We start from the raw sequence: 16,604 nt of genomic DNA on the forward strand, positions 1-16,604 counted from the left end.
TCTCGAATTTCATTCTAGCGTGCCATGGAACCAAGGCGGTCAGGCACAATAGAAACGTGAACTGGCATTGGAAAACGATCGCGACCGTGTGGGTACTGGCGATTGTGGGCGCAATCCTCACCATAATTCTCGCCACGCCGGCCTCCGCCATCGGCTGGATCGGACTCACCCTGGCCGTGTGTACCCTCGTCACGCTGGCCTTGCAGATTGCCACCGGCAGCAAAGAGGGCTACGTCTTGCGGGTCACCGTGAGCATCACGGGAGCCATCGTTATTCTCGTGGTCGCGACCGTCGTCGTCGCTGCGCTCTGACCGCTCGCACTAGACTCGCAGCATGGATCTGTTAGCGCTTGAACTTTTCTTCCTGGGCCTGCTCGGGTTGGCCAGCTTGTCGATCGCCTGGGTATCAGGCATGGTCGTCTTCAAACTGTTCCGGGGGCAGCGGTAAGTCCGCATGTTTGACCTCCCGGTCGGCTTGCCGTCCGAACTCGTTCCCCTCTCCTGGTTGATCGGAGTCTGGGAAGGTTCCGGCGTGCTCGAATACAAGATCGGCGAAGAATCGGTCAGCCGTACCTTCGGTCACCGCATCAGCTTCAGCCACGACGGCCTGCCGCACCTGAACTACAGCTCGTACACCTGGCTCGAGCCCGAAACGCCCGCCACAACGGATACTGCCGGCCTCGCCTCCGAAGCGGATGCTGCCGCGCTCGCCGCCTCGTCCGCTGTCACTTCGCCGGATGCGACAGCGGATGCCGCCGCGCTCGCCGCCTCGTCCGCGGAAACGCCCGCTGCGGCACCCCCCGCGCGGTCCGCGTCGATCCTGCCGCCCGAGTTGCTATCCGACGAGAGAACACCGTTGGTCACCGAAACCGGTTACTGGCGGCTCAGCCGGCATCAGGGCGACGGCGACCCGGGCCCCGGCATGCTGCCCGGAACCGGCGAGCGTCCGTTCACCTCGGCCGCGGCGGTGGAAACGCTGCGCAACCGTGATGGCGGCTTCGACATTGAGGCTACCCTCGTGCACCCCGGCGGCGTGGCCGAGCTCTACCTCGGCCAGGTCAAGGGCCCGCGCATCGATCTCGCGACGGACGCCGTGCTGCGCACCGCGGGCGCCAAACCCTACGCGGCCGCGACCCGCATGTACGGCCTGGTGGACAATCACCTGCTCTGGGCCTGGGACATCGCCGCTCTCGGCCAGGACCTGCGCACGCACGCCTCCGGCCGCCTGGCCCGAGTAGAGTAGCCCCCTCTTTTTCTGCCCGGGCCCGGGCCCGGGAACTGGGCCCAGGATAGATCATGGGCCCAGTTGCATAAGGTGGGCCCGGCGCCTGTATGCGTCCGTGTGCGGTGCGTGTCCCGGCGGGCCGCTCGGGGCCTGCGCGCATCCGCTCCGGCACCGCGCGCGCGCCTTTTCGTCTTTCCGGGCCCGGGCCCGGAAACTGGGCCCAGGATAGATCATGGGCCCGGTTGCGTAAGGTGGGCCCGGCCGCGCGCGCAGAGGGCCGCGCGGTGCATCCGCTCTCGCAGATCGTCACACAGCGCGAATAAAACGTCTGGCCGTACTGTTGACAGAGGTAGAGACGTAGTGCCTCGAGCACACCCCACCTGCACGATCGCCGCCCCTCAACTCAACCCGGGTCGGCAGAATTGAGCGACATGACTGACCCGGCAGCCACCACAGTGCCCTCCGCACCGTTGGCCCCCGCCTCCCCGCTGCTCGGCGTGCCCGGCGCGGTTCAGGCCGAAGGCATCGACGCCGGCGTCGCCGCCCACTACGGCAACCCCATGATCGAACAGCGGTCGCTCGTCGCCGGTCGCGCCATCGTCGACCTTTCGCACCGCGGAGTGCTCGGCATCTCCGGCCCCGACCGGCTGACCTGGCTCAACTCGATCGCCAGTCAGGAGCTGCGCTCGCTCGCCGCCGGCGAATCCACCGAGATGCTGCTGCTCGACCCCACGGGCCACCTCGAATACGCCATCCGCGTGCTCGACGACGGCGTCGAAACCTGGCTGCTCGTCGAGGCCGCCGAACTGCCCGGCCTGCAGAAGTTCCTCGACCGCATGAAGTTCATGCTGCGCGTGCAGATCGTCGACCACACCCTCGCCTACGCCACAATCGGTGCGATGACGGATGCCCCGGCCTCCGTTGGGATCACCGCCGCCGCCCCGAACGACGTACCACTCACCTGGGTCGACCCGTGGTCCGCGGTCGCCCGCGGCGGGTACCAGTACGCGGAAACCCCCGAGCACCCCGGAACCCGCTGGACCTACACCGAAACTCTCATGCCCCGCGCCAGCCTGCCCGCCCTGCGCGACGCCCTCGCCGCCGGAACGCTGACCGCTACGACCGGAACGACCGCCTCGACCGTCTCCACCGGAACGACCGCCTCCACCGGAACGACCGCCACGACCGCCACTCCAGCCGCGGCGAACGCGCCCGTCGACGCCGCAGCATCGGCTGAACCCGCAACAGCGGCCACCGTTGGAACGAACACGCCAGCACCTGTGATCGTCACCCCCGCCGGTCTGCTCGCGCTCGAAGCGCTGCGCATCGCTGCCTGGCGCCCGCGCCGCGCCCGCGAGGTCGACGAGAAGAGCATCCCGCACGAGCTGGACTGGCTGCGCACCGCCGTGCACCTGAATAAGGGCTGCTATCGCGGGCAGGAAACGGTGGCCAAGGTGCACAACCTCGGACACCCGCCGCGCCGTCTGGTCATGCTGCACCTCGATGGATCCGAGGGCGTACTGCCGGCGCCGGGCGACCCGGTGCAGGCCGACCGTGTTCGTCCCGAGACGCAACCCGAGCGGGTCACCGTCGGCACGATCACGTCCAGTGCCATCCACTACGAGCTGGGGCCGATTGCGCTCGCCGTGATCAAGCGCACCATTCCGGCCGGGTCCACGCTCTACGTCGAGTCCGAAGGAATCAGTATCTCCGCCAGCCAGGAGATCATCGTGCCGCAGTCGGCCGGATCCGTCGCCGACATCCCGCGCCTGCCCCGCCTCGGCATCCGCACCCCCGGCCACTAGAGCGCCGGGCGAACTGCCACGGTCGCCGGTCACAACCGCGAAGATCCTCGTCCAAGCCCGCAGCAGTCCCTCTTATTAAGCGGATGCTGCCACCCGCGCAAACACGCGGGTGGCAGCATCCGTTCTGATCAGCTTTCCCCGGGGGGACCGCTTTAGTTGCGCGCGCGCACCCGGCGTCGGCGGGCCAAGACGAGTGCGAGTCCGCTGAGCGCGAGCAGCAAGGCGACCCAGCCGGTGAGGCCGGCGTTGATGCCGGTCGTGGGCAGCGCGGTGTCCAGCGAACTCGTCGCCACGACGGCGGGCGCGGTCACGGTGATGTCGGCCGAGGTGACGCTGCCGGAGAGCAGCCCGATGAGCACGATGTGGTGAACGCCGGCCGGTGTTGCGGCGGGGAGGGCGAAGCTGCCGGTGACGGTTCCGTCAGCAGCGGCCACGAGGGTGCCCAGCAGAACCGGCGTGGAGTGCAGCCACACTTCCACGGTTTCGCCGGGGACGAAGTCAACTCCGGACACGGCGATCATGCCGCCGTCGCCGGCGGTGAGGGTTTGCGCCGGTGTCGTGTTGCTCGCTGCCGGCGTCACGGCGATGGACATGGCGCTGACCGTGGTCGCGGTGACGTAGCCGGTGCTGGAGCCGGTGACGGCGACGCTGATCGTGGTGCCTTCATCCTCGGCGACGAGCAGGTAGCTCAGTGCGGTGGCGCCATCGATGGCGACGCCGTCGCGCATCCACTGCACGGTGACCTCGCTGGCCACGGGGGACCAGTCCGGCACCGAGGCGGTCAGCGTCTGGTTGACCACGGCATGGCCGGTCACGGTCGGCACGGCCGTCGATCTGAACGGGCCTGCGACGATCGCCGCTGTGCCCGGGCTCGTCGCGGTTTCCGGCTCTGACTGCGCGTTCGTTCCGGTGACCGCCACCGAGATGACCTTGTTGAGGTCGGCTCCGACGAGCGTGTAGTCCGCGCTGGTGGCGCCGTCGATGGCTACGCCATCACGCATCCAGATGTAGCTCGGGTCGGTCAGCGGGAGCGCCTCGTCGACGACGGCGGTCAGGATCTGCCCAACGACCGGGTCGCCGGTGATCGTGGCGCTGGTCAATGGATTGGAGCCGCCCGGGTTGTCGATCAGGTTGACGTTGGCGTACCCGCCGGAATAGGCGTAGGAATTGTTCGAGTTGAACCCCTCCACGTAAACGGCCACGCCCGACTGCGCCGAGATGGCGTAACTGCCCGGTGCAACCAGCAGTCGGGCCACCGAATACGCGGTGGAGGCGACGGGCGTGAACTCGGCCGCGTCAATGGCTACGTTGTTGAGTGTTACCGTACCGACATTGTCAGTTTTCGCGATAACGGTCAGGGTGTTCACGGCGAAACCGGATGCCGGCGTGGCGACCGTGTACGACTTGAGGAGCTGCCGCGTCGGTGCCACCAGGGTCGTTGCCGGGTCGCCGGTCTGGCCGGCGTAGTCGCCGCCACCGAAGCCGTTAAGTACGAGTACCGGCTTGTTTGAAGTGAGTACCTGCACGAGCGGGCTGCCCTCGCGTGCGCCGCCGAAGGTGTGCACCTCGCCGGCGTTCAGCGTGGCGATCACGGTATCGCCGAGGGTGAGAACGGTTCCGTCTTCATTGGCGAGCACGCGGTAGGAGTCCCGATACTGCGAGTTAATGGAGTCGGGAAGCAGAAAATCCATCCCCCATGCAGTGATGGGCGGCATGACCTCGACCACGTGATCGCAGGCGCTGAAACCGATGTTGACGCAGAAGGTGCTGCCGGTGACGCCGATTTTCTTGTCGGCGGTGATCAGCGTTCCGCTCACATCGGTGCCGGTGCCGGTGACCGTGTACACCTCGCCCTGAGCCAGCGTGATGTCGTACGGCGTGCCGGCTGGGTGAGCGTTCAACGCAGTCTGCGATGTCACGGTCACGGTTGTCGTGCCGGCACCGGTCGCCACCACCGACAGGCGAGACCCCGAGGACCCGAAGGTCAGGGCGCGGTAGGCGATACCAAGTGATTCAACCGGAAGAGAAACGAAGGCGTCGCTGGTATAGGTGCTCAGGTTCAGGCCATAAATGGTGACCGGACTTGTCGCGGTGATATGCGCAGCCCGGCCGGTCTGGGATTCAACAGCGGTGTTCTGAAAGGCCGCGAAGTGTGCCGTGGCATCCACCGTGGTGACGGTGTTCGCCAGAACACTCTCGGTCGAAGACGCGCCGTCGGGCCAGAGGATGCTGACCGTGGAGTCGTTCGGGCCCGACAGGTAGAGCAGCAGGGTTGGCGGGCCGTCGATTGTGTTGTCATCGAAGGTCACGAAAAACTCCGAGCCGAGCGTTGTCGGCACGGCGGCTTCGGCGGCCGAGGCGGCAGCCGGCGCGCCGGCGATGAGGCCGGCGCCCACGGTGACGGCCAGCGCGGTGACCACCGCCATCGCGGCGGAACGAAGCGAGCGGCGACGCTTCGGCGAAGTAGGCCGGGGTGCGGCGGAGGGCAGGGGAACTGGCACGGAGCATCCGTTCGTAGGCTGAACGGTTTCGCCCCCCACGAGCACAACTCCGAAACCACATCGGAGACCCGATGTTTAACCCTAACCCGGCGCGCCCGGGCACAGCGGTGGGCAGGCTGCCCCAGTGCGGGTGCCGTCAGAAAATAATATCGGGGGAGGCGCCGCCCGACGTGCGCCCCCGATACCACCTCAGCTTCGAGCGAGTGAGGCCACCACGCGGCGCAGCAGCGGCGCTAGCCGGGCAGCGAAGACGTCGGCCTGCGCGACGCTCGCCTCGGTGTACACGCCCGAGGAGTCGAGAAAGTTCAGGCAACCCAGAAACTCCGACCCGTCGGCGATGACCGCGTTGATGGCGGCGGTGAGGTTGAGCGCCGCGAGCGCGTTCTGGTACCCGAAAGCATCCGTGTTGGCACCGGACTCATCCGCGGCGAGCAGGGAACGCCGCTCAACGGCACACTGCTCGACCCAGTCGGATCCTAGATCGGCGGAGATGCCACCCACCTGGTACACGTGCGGCCGGCTCGAATACACCCGAACCAGGTCGAAGAATTCCGGCCGCCAGAGCGAGATGGTGACCAACTGGGCGCCGACGGCATCCGCTGCCTCGGTGGCGATCTCGCCCATTGCGGTCGCCAGATCGGGCGGCACGGTCAGCTCGGCGACCTCCTCGTGCACGCGCGGCAACCCGATGATGGGAACCGCGCCGGTGAGCACTCCGACGACCGGAATCGCCCCGGTGAGCAGTCCCAGCCCGGCCTGCCCGCGCCGCGACGTGGCCCGGGACAGCATGACGACACCGGCCAGGGCTGCGCCGCCGCCGATCAGCGCGGTCACCGTGGGCACCTCACCGAGCAAAATCCAGCCCAGCAACAGCGAAAAGATGGGCACGATGAGCAGCAACGAGCCCCCCTCGGCCACGCTCGTGCGGGCGAGGGTGATGTTCCACAGGCAGTAGGCGAGCACGGTGCTGACGAGCACGAGTATCGCGATCGCCAGCCAGAAGGATGCTGTCAGCCGGGTTGAATCGACATCGAACCGGGCCATTGGCAGGGTTGCGACACCGCCGATGGTACAGCCCCAGAACACCGTTTCGACCGGCGCAACCCGCGCGAACAGCGGCTGCTGCACGATGAGAAAGACCGACAGGAGCAGGGCGGCACCGACGATGAGTAGGGAGTTGCCGTTGAATCCGCTGGTGCTGCCTCCGCCGAGGGTAATCACGACAACCCCGGCGACGGCAATGATCATGCCGAGGTAGCCGAGGCGGGTGGTGCGTTCCACGAGCACGAAGTAGCCCAGGATGAACGCGAAAACCGGTGAAATGTTCAGCAGCAGGCTCGTGGTGCCCGCCGGCACGGTGGCCTGCCCGAGGTTCAGCAGCAGGCCGTAGCCGGCGTAGCCGCAGAGGCCGACGGCGAGCATGCGCCCCAGGTCGTGGCGTCGCAGGGTGAGACGCTGCCGGGTGACAAACAGGTAGAGCCCGATGATCGCCGCGCCGGCGAGAAATCGCACGGCGGTGAGGTCCTGTGGGGACAGCGCCGTGAGTGCCTGGCGGGTGGCCACGTAGGTCGGGGCCGTCGCGGCCACCATGAGCACATCGGGTCTGGTTAGCCACCGTCGCACGAGACCCGATTCCACTCTGCACTGCTCCTGACAAGAATTCGCTTGAAGGTTACAACACGCATTCCGGTCGGCGTCACCCCCGTTCGAGTGGGAATGCTGGCACGCCGGTTGGACTGCCCGCCGCACCGATTTGTGCACGCTCAGTCGGCATCCGCTGTGAAAATGCCCGTCATGAAATTCGCCCGCTTGCTCGATAGAGTTGGCGTATGTCTGCCCCATACACACTCGTCCTTCTCCGCCACGGCCAAAGCACGTGGAACCAGCAGAACCTGTTCACCGGTTGGGTGGACGTGCGCCTGAGCGAACAAGGCGCCACCGAGGCCGCGCGCGCCGGCGTGCTGCTCAAGGATGCCGGCCTGTTGCCCGACGTGCAGCACACCAGCCTGCTCTCCCGGGCCATCCAGACCGCGAACCTCGCGCTCGAAGAAGCCGACCGCATGTGGATCCCGGTGAAGCGCTCGTGGCGCCTCAACGAGCGTCACTACGGTGGGTTGCAGGGCCTGGACAAGGCGGCGACCCAGGCCAAGTTCGGTCAGGAACAGTTCATGCTGTGGCGCCGCTCCTACGACACCCCGCCGCCCGTGCTCGACGACTCCAGCGAGTTCTCACAGGCGCACGACCCGCGCTACGCCGATCTCGGCACCGACCTGCCCCGCACCGAATGCCTCAAGGACGTTGTCGAGCGGATGCTGCCCTACTGGCACTCCGATATCGCGCCCGACCTGCGCGCCAACAAGACCGTACTGGTCACGGCGCACGGTAACTCCCTGCGCGCGCTGGTGAAACACCTCGACGGCATCAGCGACGCTGACATCGCCGAGCTGAACATCCCCACCGGAATCCCGCTGGTTTACCAGCTGGGCGAAGACCTGATGCCGCTCGCCCCCGGCGAATACCTCGACCCCGAAGCGGCAGCGGCCGGCGCGGCCGCAGTGGCAGCCCAGGGCAACAAGAAGTAGCCCCAGCCCCAGCAGCTCGGTCCCGCCCGGCCCGGCCCGGTCCGGCTTGGTCCCGCCCGGCCCGGCCACGTCCGGCCCGGTCCCGCCCGGCCCGGTCAGGTCCCGGCCCGGAGCCGCCCGGTCCCCGCGCATAACTCCTGCAAATTCTGGGCCGTGTCAGCAGATTCCGCGCAATTCCGCGGGCCGTCTGTAGGCGGCGTACAAATTGCAGGAGTTATGCGCATCGGCCGCGGCGAACCCACGGAAAAGGCGCTGAGAGCGGATGCTCAGCAGCCCGGCGAACCCACGGAAAAGGCCCTGAGAGCGGATGCTCAGCAGCGGTGGACCCATGAAAAAGGCCCCGTGAGCAGGTGCTCCGGGGCCTTTTCCGTGGAGAAAAGTCAGTCGTTGTCGTCCTGGTGCCAGTCGCCGGTGCCCAGGTACTGCACCTTCTTGGCGATCGAGACGGCGTGGTCGGCGAACCGTTCGTGGTACCGGCTGGCCAGGGTGGCGTCCACGGTATCGGCCGCGAGTCCCTTCCAGGTTTCACCGAGCACCGCGTCGAACACGCTCAGGTGTAGGGCGTCGACCTTGTCGTCTTCGTTGCGAATCGTTTCAGCGAGGTGCAAATCCTGGGTGGTGAGCAGCTCGGTGAGCATGTTGGCAATCCCCACGTCGAGCGCGCCCATCTCGGCGAATGTGCCCCGCAGGCTCTTCGGAATGACCTTGTCCGGAAAGCGGTACCGGGCCAGCTGGGCGATGTGCGTGGCGAGATCGCCCATCCGCTCGAGGGAAGCGCTGATGCGCAGGGCGCTGACCACGATGCGCAGGTCGCGAGCCACCGGCTGCTGGCGCGCCAGAATGGTGATGGCGAGTTCGTCGAGCTCGACCGAGAGCTCGTCAATCTTCTCGTCTTCGGTGATGGCCTCTTCGGCGAGGCTCACATCGCTCTCGTTGAAGGCGCGGGTGGCTTTGTCCATCGAAATCGCGACGAGGCGCGAAATATCAACGAGACGCTGTTGAACTTCGGCAAGTTCCTGTTGGAATACATCGCGCATGGGGTGATCCTTCCTTGCCGCGCGAACACGCACGATCGGTGTGGCCTGCTTTGGCCACCGGTTTATGATGTCGAATTCAGGTTAACGGCAGGTGCCGTGCACTTGAACACTTTCTAAAGTACAGGGCCGCGGCAGCGTTGGTTGCGAACGAGCCCCGAAGACTGTCAGTAATCTGTATAGATGGAATCGACGTGGCTCGTGTTGCTGTCGCTGGCACTCGGATTGGGTGTCGGTGCCGGGTTCGTGTCGTTGCTGCACGTGGCCGAGCGGCACGGACGCCGAGCGTCCGAGGTGGTCAACCCCGCCGTACCCGACGGTATCGACCAGGTGCTCGATGCCCTCGAGACCGCCGGGGTGGTACTCGACCCGTCGAACAACGTCATTAAGACCAGCCCCGGTGCCCTCACCCTCGGCCTGGTCTGGAACCAGCAGCTCGTGCACCCCGAACTGCTCGAGCTCGCCCGCACGGTGCGCCGCACCGGTGAGCCGATCTCCGAAGACCTGGTACTCTCCCGCGGCCCGTTCGGTGACGCGAGCATGCGCTTTCGCGTGCGCCTGGCCCGGCTCGGCACCCGCTACGTGTTGCTGCTGGCCGAAGACCGCACCGAAGCTTTTCGGCTCGACGAGGTGCGCCGCGACTTCGTGGCCAACATCAGCCACGAACTGAAAACCCCCATCGCCTCCGTTGGTCTGCTCGCCGAAGCGCTCGACAAGGCAGCGGATGAACCGGAGCAGGTTCGCCGCTTCGCCAACCGGCTCACGACGGAGTCGGCCCGACTGGGTCGTCTCACCCAGGAGATCATCGAACTGTCCCGGCTGCAGGCGCAGGACGCCCTGGCCGAACCGGAGAATCTCAATGTCGACGACATCGTGGCGGCCGCGGTCGACCAAAGCCGGGTCGTGGCTGACGCTGAACGTATCACGATCGTCATCGGCAAGAAATCCGGTGCTCGCGTCTACGGCGATGAAGCCCTGCTCACCGTGGCCGTGCATAACCTCGTCGCCAACGCCGTGAACTACTCCGCCGAGGGGTCTCGGGTCGGCGTCGGCGTGCGGCTGCAGAAGGGCATCGTCGAGATCACCGTGACCGACCAGGGGGTCGGCATCGCCGAAGCCGACCTGGACCGGGTATTTGAGCGCTTCTTCCGCGTCGACCAGGCCCGCTCCCGCCACACCGGCGGTACGGGCTTGGGCCTGTCCATCGTTAAACACGTCGTGCAGAACCACGGCGGCGACATCCGCGTCTGGTCGCAGCCCGGCAGCGGATCCACCTTCACCATCCGCCTCCCCGAGGCGGCACAGCCCATCATCGAACCACGCCCGAGCAAATCGCGACCGGTCGCCCGTGCGGCCGCAGGAGACACACTATGACACGCATCCTCTTGGTTGAAGACGAGAGCGCCCTGAGTGAACCGTTGAGCTTTCTGCTCGAACGTGAGGGGTATGAGGTCGTTGTGGCCGAAGACGGACCGAGCGCGCTCAGCGAATTCGATCAGAACGGCGCCGACCTCATTCTGCTCGACCTCATGCTGCCGGGCATCCCCGGCACCGAGGTCTGCCGAGAGATTCGCACCCGTTCGACGGTGCCGATCATCATGCTCACGGCGAAGGATTCCGAGATCGACATCGTGGTGGGGCTGGAGCTCGGCGCCGACGACTACGTCACCAAGCCCTATTCAACCCGCGAACTGGTCGCTCGAATTCGTGCGGTGCTGCGTCGTCACGAAGATCAGAGCGAGACCGACGTCGACACCATGCTCACGGCCGGCACGGTGCGCATGGACGTGGAACGTCACGCCGTGACGGTCTCCGGCGAACTCGTGAACATGCCGCTGAAAGAGTTTGAACTGCTCGAGTTTCTGCTGCGCAATGCCGGGCGCGTGCTCACGCGCGGCCAGCTCATCGACCGGGTTTGGGGGACCGACTACTTCGGCGACACCAAAACGCTTGACGTGCACATCAAACGCATCCGCTCACGCATTGAGGCGGCGCCGTCTGACCCGATCATGCTCGTCACCGTGCGCGGTCTCGGCTACCGCTTCGAAGCGTAGCCCTGACACAGATCAGGCCGCCGTCCCCGAGGGGATGGCGGCCTGATCTGTGCCTGATCTGTGCCTGATCTGCGGTGCTACGCGGCGGGCGTGGCTGTCGGCGTGGGAACCTCCGACGGGACCGGCGACTGCGCCGGTGTTTCGGTGGGTGCGACCGTGGGCAGCAGGGTGGAATATTCGCCCTGCATGCCGTCCAGTACCGGTAGGAGCAGCTCGATGCCGGTCTCGTCAGCGTACTGAAAATACACCGGGAACAGCGAGCCGGGCTGGCTGTTCATGTTCTCCAGAATCACCGAGGGGGCACCGTCGGTGCCGAATGTCACCGTGGTGTTCGCCTCAACGGGAACCTGCTGGGACACCTTTCCGGTGTTCGACTCGTACTGCACGAGCAGGCTCTGCACGGTGTCGGTCGGGTTCACGACGGAGACAACCAGGTTGGCCAATTCGCCGTCGGTCGACAGCAGCAGGGCGTTGCGAATGTGGATCTCGCCCACGTCCCCGCTCACCCCGTCACTCGCGTTGTAGTGAAGAAGGGTGGCTTGCGGTGCGAAAAACCCACACGCACTCGTGCCCAACAGAATGCCAGCCGCCAATACAACGGATGCAGCGATGCGCGCTCTCACAAGACCTCCACTACTGAAGCAGCATTCGACGGTGAGCCGATGCTGCAGAATTCGCTTTGTCACTAGCTTAGCGGCGTGTGTGGGCGCACAAATGTCGTCGGCCGCGCCTCGCGGGAGCGCGCGTACTGTAGCACCTTTAGCTGTGGTATCCTGTAAGTTGCTGAAGGGATCACATCCATGCTGTTTGAGGTTGGCGAAACCGTCGTTTATCCCCACCACGGCGCAGCGATGATCACCGAGGTGAAGACCCGCATCATCAAGGGTGAAGAAAAGCTGTATCTCAAGCTGAATGTCACTCAGGGCAATCTCACCATTGAGGTTCCCGCCGAAAACGTCGATCTGGTCGGCGTGCGCGATGTGATCGGCCAAGAAGGCCTCGACCGAGTCTTCGAAGTGCTGCGCGCACCGTTTACCGAAGAGCCCACAAACTGGTCCCGCCGGTATAAGGCCAATCTTGAAAAGCTTGCCAGTGGTGATGTGATCAAGGTGTCCGAGGTTGTACGTGACCTGTGGCGGCGCGACCAGGACCGTGGTCTGTCTGCCGGGGAAAAGCGCATGTTGGCCAAGGCTCGCCAAATTCTCATCAGCGAGTTGGCCTTGGCCGAAAAGACCGACGAGGAGAAGGCCTCCACCGTTCTCGACGAGGTCCTCGCCTCCTAGTTTTCTTATTTTTGCTTCGTAAGAGGCGGCGCCGACCGGCGCCGCCTTTTGCATGTTCGATTTGTGCGCGTTCGATTTAACTCGTCTACGCTGCCTTTCCGCCCAACCCCCAGATAGATACCCTCCAGATATGACTGTTCCTTTCGCTTCACCGGCCGCGCCGCTACCGGATGCCGGGGCTGAACCCGTTTCCGCCGCCGCTGCGCCCACGGTCGCCGTTATCGTGGTCGCCGCCGGCAGCGGAACCCGCCTCGGCCATGCCGAACCCAAAGCATTCGTTGTGCTGCATATGCGCACTCTGCTCGGTCACGCCTTAGATTCCATTCTCGGCATGAACGAATCGGTGCAGATCATCGTGGTCGCTCCCGGCGACCGGGCAGCGGATGCCCGCGCCATCGCCACGCAGGCCGGCGCCCGTCACGCGAGGCCCGCCCGAGCGCTGAGCATCGTCGCCGGCGGACGCACCCGGCAGGAGTCCGTCGACCAGGGCCTGAACGCTCTGTGGCCGACCGTTGAGATCGTGCTCGTGCACGACGCCGCCCGTGCCCTGACCCCGGCAGCCCTGTGCGACGAGGTGGTCGCCGCGGTGCGCGCCACCGGGCACGGCATCGTTCCCGGCCTTCCGGTGGTCGACACCATTAAACGCGTGGCCGCGTCCGGGGCGATCCTCGGCACCGTCGATCGCTCCGAGCTGTCTGCGGTGCAGACCCCGCAGGGTTTTCCCCGAGACATGCTCACGGCCGCTCGGGCCTGGGCCGTGCAAAACGGCCGGTTCGAGGCGCTCACCGACGACGCCGCGCTCGTGGCCGACGCCGGACACCCGGTGAACGTGATTGCCGGGCATCCGCTCGCCTTCAAGATCACCACGCCGGAAGACCTGGAGCGGGCCGACCAGATTTTGGGGTCCGTCGCCCCGACTCCGGCCGTGCTCCGGCCGCGCATCGGCACCGGCCTCGACGTGCACGCCTTCGCGAGCGAAAACGATGAGGCTGAGCTCTGGCTGGCCGGCCTGCACTGGCCGGGGGAGCGTGGCCTCAGCGGCCACAGCGACGGCGATGTCGCCGCGCACGCCATCTGTGATGCCCTGCTCGGCGCGGCCGGACTCGGCGATATCGGCAGCATCTTCGGCACCGCCGATCCCCGCTTCGATGGTGCGCACGGGCACGTTTTCCTCACCGAAACCGTGCGTCTGGTCGCCGCCGCCGGCTACCTCGTCGGTAACGTCTCGGTGCAGATCATCGGCAATCGCCCCCGGTTCGCGCCGCGTCGTGCCGAAGCCGAAACGCAACTGGCCGGCATCCTCTCGGCACCGGTCAATATTGCCGCCACTACGACGGATGCGCTCGGCTTCACGGGCCGAGGCGAAGGCATTGCGGCCACGGCGACCGCGCTGCTCTACCCGGCGCCGCAGGCCGGGTCGGTGGGTGCGTCTGCCCGCCCGCCGCAGCAGCCCCAGACCCCTGACCTAAACTGGGAGGCGTGACCATGCAACTGTACGATTCGAAGGCTCAAGCCTTGCGTGACTTTGTCCCCCTCGTCGCGGGTCAGGTCTCGATCTACGTCTGTGGACCCACCGTGCAATCCAGCCCGCACATCGGCCACCTGCGCAGCGCCCTGGTCTACGACCAGCTGCGCCGCTGGCTCAGCTATCGCGGCCTGAACGTCACGTTTGTGCGCAACGTCACCGATATTGACGACAAGATTTTGATCAACGCTCAGGGCTCCAACGAGCAGTGGTGGGCTCTCGCCTACCGCTACGAGCTCGAATTCACCGCCGGCTACCAGCGCCTGGGCATTCTTGCTCCGACCTACGAGCCGCGTGCCACCGCGAGCATCTCCGAGATGCAGACCCTGATCGCCACCCTGATCGAGCGCGGCCATGCCTATGTCGCCCCCGACGAGTCCGGCGACGTCTACTTCGACAGCGCGAGCTGGCCCGCCTACGGTTCTCTCACCCACCAGTCGCCGGCAAATATGGAGCCGGCCGCGGATGCCTCCCCGCGCGCCAAGCGCGATGTGCGTGACTTCGCCCTGTGGAAGGGCTACAAGACGGGCGAGCCGGCTTCGGCCGGCTGGGCGTCGGCGTGGGGTACGGGCCGTCCGGGCTGGCACATCGAATGCTCGGCCATGGCGGCCCGGTACCTCGGCGACCAATTCGACATTCACGGCGGCGGTATCGACCTGCGGTTTCCGCACCACGAGAACGAAATGGCCCAATCCAACGCGGCCGGCCGGGACTTCGCGAACTACTGGGTGCACAACGGCCTGGTGCACGTGAACGGGCAGAAGATGTCCAAGTCGCTCGGCAACTCGGTCTACGCGGCCGAACTGCTCGATCAAGCCCGCGCCATCGTGGTGCGCTATTTTCTGGGCGCCGCCCACTACCGATCCACCATCGACTACAACGATGGTTCGTTGGCCGAAGCCGAAGCGGCGCTGGAACGCGTTGAAAGTTTTCTGGACCGCGCCGACCGTCGGCTGGCCGGTACCCGGTTCGCCGGCAGTGGCGTCGAGGTCGTTCCCGACGACTTCGCCGCGGCCATGGACGACGACCTCGCCGTTCCGCAGGCCCTCGGTGTGCTCCACGACACCGTGCGGGCCGGAAACGCGGCGCTGGACGCCGAAGACCTGCACGCTGCAGCATCCGCTCGCAGTGAAGTACTCGCGATGAGCGAAGTACTGGGAATCAACCCTTTGTCGCCCGGCTGGGCCGTGGCGACGGACGAACCGGCCATGGTGGCCCTGAGCGCGTTGGTCGAGCGACTGCTCGGCGACCGCAACCTCGCCAGGGAAAACCGCGACTATGCGGCCGCAGACCGAATCCGGGACGAACTCGTCGCCGCCGGAATCACCATCGAAGACACCCCGTCGGGTGCCCATTGGAGCTTTGACTGATGAAGAACTTAGACCGCAAATCGCGTACCGGAGCGGTGCGCAAGGGCAGCCGCGGAGCCCAGGTCGGCTCCGGCGGCCAGGGCCGTCAGGCGCTCGAGGGCAAGAAGCCCACGCCCAAGGCCGAAGACCGTCCGTACCACCCCGCCGGCAAGCGCAAAGCCGCTGCCGACCGTTTCACCGCGGCCGGCGGTTTCAACTCGCGCCCCGCTGCGGATGCCGGCAGCAACCGTGGCACCGCACCTCGCGGTAGCGCGCCCCGGGGCGGCGCACGCGGATCATCGCAGGGTGCACCCCAGCGCGGCACCGGCAACACCGGCGGCGGCGGATCCTCGACGCGTCGGGCCAAGCAGATCGATGAGCACGAGATCGTCACCGGTCGTAACTCGGTGCTGGAGGCGTTGCGCGCGAAGATTCCGGCGCTGACGCTCTACATCGCGGCGCGCATCGAAATGGATGAGCGGGTCAAGGAGGTGCTGCTCATGGCGACGAGCCGCAACATCCCCATTCTCGAGGTCATGCGCCCCGAGTTGGACCGTCTCGCCGGACGCGACGCCGTGCACCAGGGCCTCGCGCTCAAGGTCCCCGCCTACGAATACGCCCACCCGATGGAGCTGCTGGAACTCACCATCAGCCGCGGCCACAAGCCGTTGTTCGTGGCTCTGGATGGCATCACCGACCCGCGCAACCTGGGCGCGATCATCCGCTCGACCGCTGCGTTCGGCGGCCATGGCATCATCGTGCCGCAGCGACGCTCGGTCGGTGTCACGGCTTCAGCCTGGAAGACCAGCGCCGGCGCCGCGGCCCGCACGCCCGTCGCCATGGCGAGCAACCTCACCCAGACGCTCAAGGCGCTCAAAGCGCAGGGCGTGTTCGTGCTCGGACTCGACGGTGGCGGCGATGTGTCGCTGCCCGACCTCGGCATCGGTTTCGCCGAACGCCCGATCGTGATCGTCGTCGGCAGCGAAGGTAAGGGGCTGTCCCGCCTCGTCACCGAAACCTGCGACGCGATCGTCTCGATTCCGATCAGCGCTGCGACCGAGTCGCTCAACGCCGGAATCGCCGCCGGTGTGACCCTGTACGAGGTGTCTCGCCTCCGAGCTGAAATCAAGAAGGCCAAGGCCGCCAAGCTCTAGTCCCTTATTTCTATTGCCCGGGCCCGGGCCCGGAAAGTGGGCCCATGCTAGATCATGGGCCCACTTGCATAAGGTGGGCCCGGCGCGTGGTGG

At 66.3% G+C, this 16,604-nt stretch carries 13 protein-coding genes and 2 pseudogenes; 11 read left to right on the top strand and 4 right to left on the bottom strand.

Translation table 11 applies throughout. The features are described 5' to 3' along the window. Positions 1-56 precede the first annotated feature (56 nt). The 4 genes and pseudogenes from QMK22_RS15180 (at position 57) to ygfZ (ending at position 3,029) form a co-directional block, all read left to right on the top strand. Positions 57-311: a hypothetical protein gene (locus tag QMK22_RS15180; RefSeq protein WP_283498492.1), complete on the top strand. Its 255-nt coding sequence runs from the start codon at positions 57-59 to the stop codon at positions 309-311. Positions 312-453: 142 nt separating this feature from the next. Further along, positions 454-651: pseudogene (locus QMK22_RS17615) on the top strand (heme-binding beta-barrel domain-containing protein); the annotation flags it as partial. 189 nt (positions 652-840) lie between these two features. Then, a pseudogene (locus QMK22_RS17620) lies at positions 841-1,242 on the top strand (nitrobindin family protein); the annotation flags it as partial. A gap of 413 nt (positions 1,243-1,655) precedes the next feature. Beyond that, positions 1,656-3,029, top strand: a complete 1,374-nt coding sequence (gene ygfZ / locus QMK22_RS15190; RefSeq protein WP_283498494.1) for a CAF17-like 4Fe-4S cluster assembly/insertion protein YgfZ — start codon at positions 1,656-1,658, stop codon at positions 3,027-3,029. Between the two features lie 152 nt (positions 3,030-3,181). On the opposite strand, the gene QMK22_RS15195 is transcribed toward ygfZ, so the two are convergent. Both QMK22_RS15195 and QMK22_RS15200 read right to left on the bottom strand, forming a co-directional pair. After that, positions 3,182-5,530, bottom strand: coding sequence for an LPXTG cell wall anchor domain-containing protein (locus QMK22_RS15195; RefSeq protein ID WP_283498495.1), 2,349 nt, complete (start codon positions 5,528-5,530; stop codon positions 3,182-3,184). A gap of 189 nt (positions 5,531-5,719) precedes the next feature. After that, positions 5,720-7,168, bottom strand: a complete 1,449-nt coding sequence (locus QMK22_RS15200) for a DMT family transporter (protein ID WP_283498496.1) — start codon at positions 7,166-7,168, stop codon at positions 5,720-5,722. A gap of 191 nt (positions 7,169-7,359) precedes the next feature. Between QMK22_RS15200 and QMK22_RS15205 the strand changes: the two genes are divergently transcribed. Beyond that, the gene (locus QMK22_RS15205) at positions 7,360-8,112 is read left to right on the top strand and encodes a phosphoglyceromutase (RefSeq protein ID WP_283498497.1); all 753 of its coding nucleotides are present in this window, start codon (positions 7,360-7,362) and stop codon (positions 8,110-8,112) included. Positions 8,113-8,492: 380 nt separating this feature from the next. Here QMK22_RS15205 and phoU read toward each other — a convergent pair whose 3' ends face one another. After that, positions 8,493-9,149, bottom strand: coding sequence for a phosphate signaling complex protein PhoU (gene phoU, locus QMK22_RS15210; RefSeq protein WP_283498498.1), 657 nt, complete (start codon positions 9,147-9,149; stop codon positions 8,493-8,495). A 180-nt stretch (positions 9,150-9,329) separates the two neighbouring features. Here phoU and QMK22_RS15215 point away from each other — a divergent pair, with 180 nt between their 5' ends. Together QMK22_RS15215 and QMK22_RS15220 are read left to right on the top strand one after the other, a co-directional pair. Continuing rightward, complete coding sequence (locus QMK22_RS15215; protein ID WP_283498499.1) at positions 9,330-10,520, top strand: sensor histidine kinase; 1,191 nt, start codon at positions 9,330-9,332, stop codon at positions 10,518-10,520. Beyond that, on the top strand, positions 10,517-11,200 hold the full coding sequence (locus tag QMK22_RS15220; RefSeq protein WP_283498500.1) for a response regulator: 684 nt from the start codon (positions 10,517-10,519) through the stop codon (positions 11,198-11,200). The genes QMK22_RS15215 and QMK22_RS15220 overlap by 4 nt, the downstream gene beginning before the upstream one ends. A 77-nt stretch (positions 11,201-11,277) precedes the next feature. Here the strand turns inward: QMK22_RS15220 and QMK22_RS15225 are convergent, their stop codons facing one another. Continuing rightward, on the bottom strand, positions 11,278-11,823 hold the full coding sequence (locus QMK22_RS15225) for a hypothetical protein (RefSeq protein WP_283498501.1): 546 nt from the start codon (positions 11,821-11,823) through the stop codon (positions 11,278-11,280). A gap of 177 nt (positions 11,824-12,000) precedes the next feature. Between QMK22_RS15225 and QMK22_RS15230 the strand changes: the two genes are divergently transcribed. From QMK22_RS15230 to rlmB, 4 genes are all read left to right on the top strand, one after another. Beyond that, positions 12,001-12,483, top strand: a complete 483-nt coding sequence (locus tag QMK22_RS15230) for a CarD family transcriptional regulator (RefSeq protein WP_283498502.1) — start codon at positions 12,001-12,003, stop codon at positions 12,481-12,483. A 130-nt stretch (positions 12,484-12,613) separates the two neighbouring features. Then, positions 12,614-13,966 (top strand): 2-C-methyl-D-erythritol 4-phosphate cytidylyltransferase, encoded by a 1,353-nt coding sequence (ispD, locus tag QMK22_RS15235; protein ID WP_283498503.1) that lies wholly within the window; start codon positions 12,614-12,616, stop codon positions 13,964-13,966. Beyond that, the gene (cysS, locus tag QMK22_RS15240; protein ID WP_283498504.1) at positions 13,963-15,378 is read left to right on the top strand and encodes a cysteine--tRNA ligase; all 1,416 of its coding nucleotides are present in this window, start codon (positions 13,963-13,965) and stop codon (positions 15,376-15,378) included. The genes ispD and cysS overlap by 4 nt, the downstream gene beginning before the upstream one ends. Next, a complete protein-coding gene (rlmB, locus tag QMK22_RS15245; protein WP_283498505.1) occupies positions 15,378-16,511 on the top strand; it encodes a 23S rRNA (guanosine(2251)-2'-O)-methyltransferase RlmB in 1,134 nt (377 codons plus the stop codon). Before cysS ends, rlmB begins: the two co-directional genes overlap by 1 nt. Positions 16,512-16,604 lie beyond the last annotated feature (93 nt).

Source organism: Cryobacterium sp. PH29-G1 (assembly GCF_030063365.1).
Taxonomy (GTDB): domain Bacteria; phylum Actinomycetota; class Actinomycetes; order Actinomycetales; family Microbacteriaceae; genus Cryobacterium.

Excerpts from the sequence above, each read along its gene's own strand:
- ygfZ (WP_283498494.1), top strand. The coding sequence starts at position 1,656 with ATGACTGACCCGGCAGCCACCACAGTGCCCTCCGCACCGTTGGCCCCC.
- QMK22_RS15205 (WP_283498497.1), top strand. The coding sequence starts at position 7,360 with ATGTCTGCCCCATACACACTCGTCCTTCTCCGCCACGGCCAAAGCACG.
- phoU (WP_283498498.1), bottom strand. The coding sequence starts at position 9,149 with ATGCGCGATGTATTCCAACAGGAACTTGCCGAAGTTCAACAGCGTCTC.
- QMK22_RS15215 (WP_283498499.1), top strand. The coding sequence starts at position 9,330 with ATGGAATCGACGTGGCTCGTGTTGCTGTCGCTGGCACTCGGATTGGGT.
- QMK22_RS15220 (WP_283498500.1), top strand. The coding sequence starts at position 10,517 with ATGACACGCATCCTCTTGGTTGAAGACGAGAGCGCCCTGAGTGAACCG.
- QMK22_RS15230 (WP_283498502.1), top strand. The coding sequence starts at position 12,001 with ATGCTGTTTGAGGTTGGCGAAACCGTCGTTTATCCCCACCACGGCGCA.
- ispD (WP_283498503.1), top strand. The coding sequence starts at position 12,614 with ATGACTGTTCCTTTCGCTTCACCGGCCGCGCCGCTACCGGATGCCGGG.
- rlmB (WP_283498505.1), top strand. The coding sequence starts at position 15,378 with ATGAAGAACTTAGACCGCAAATCGCGTACCGGAGCGGTGCGCAAGGGC.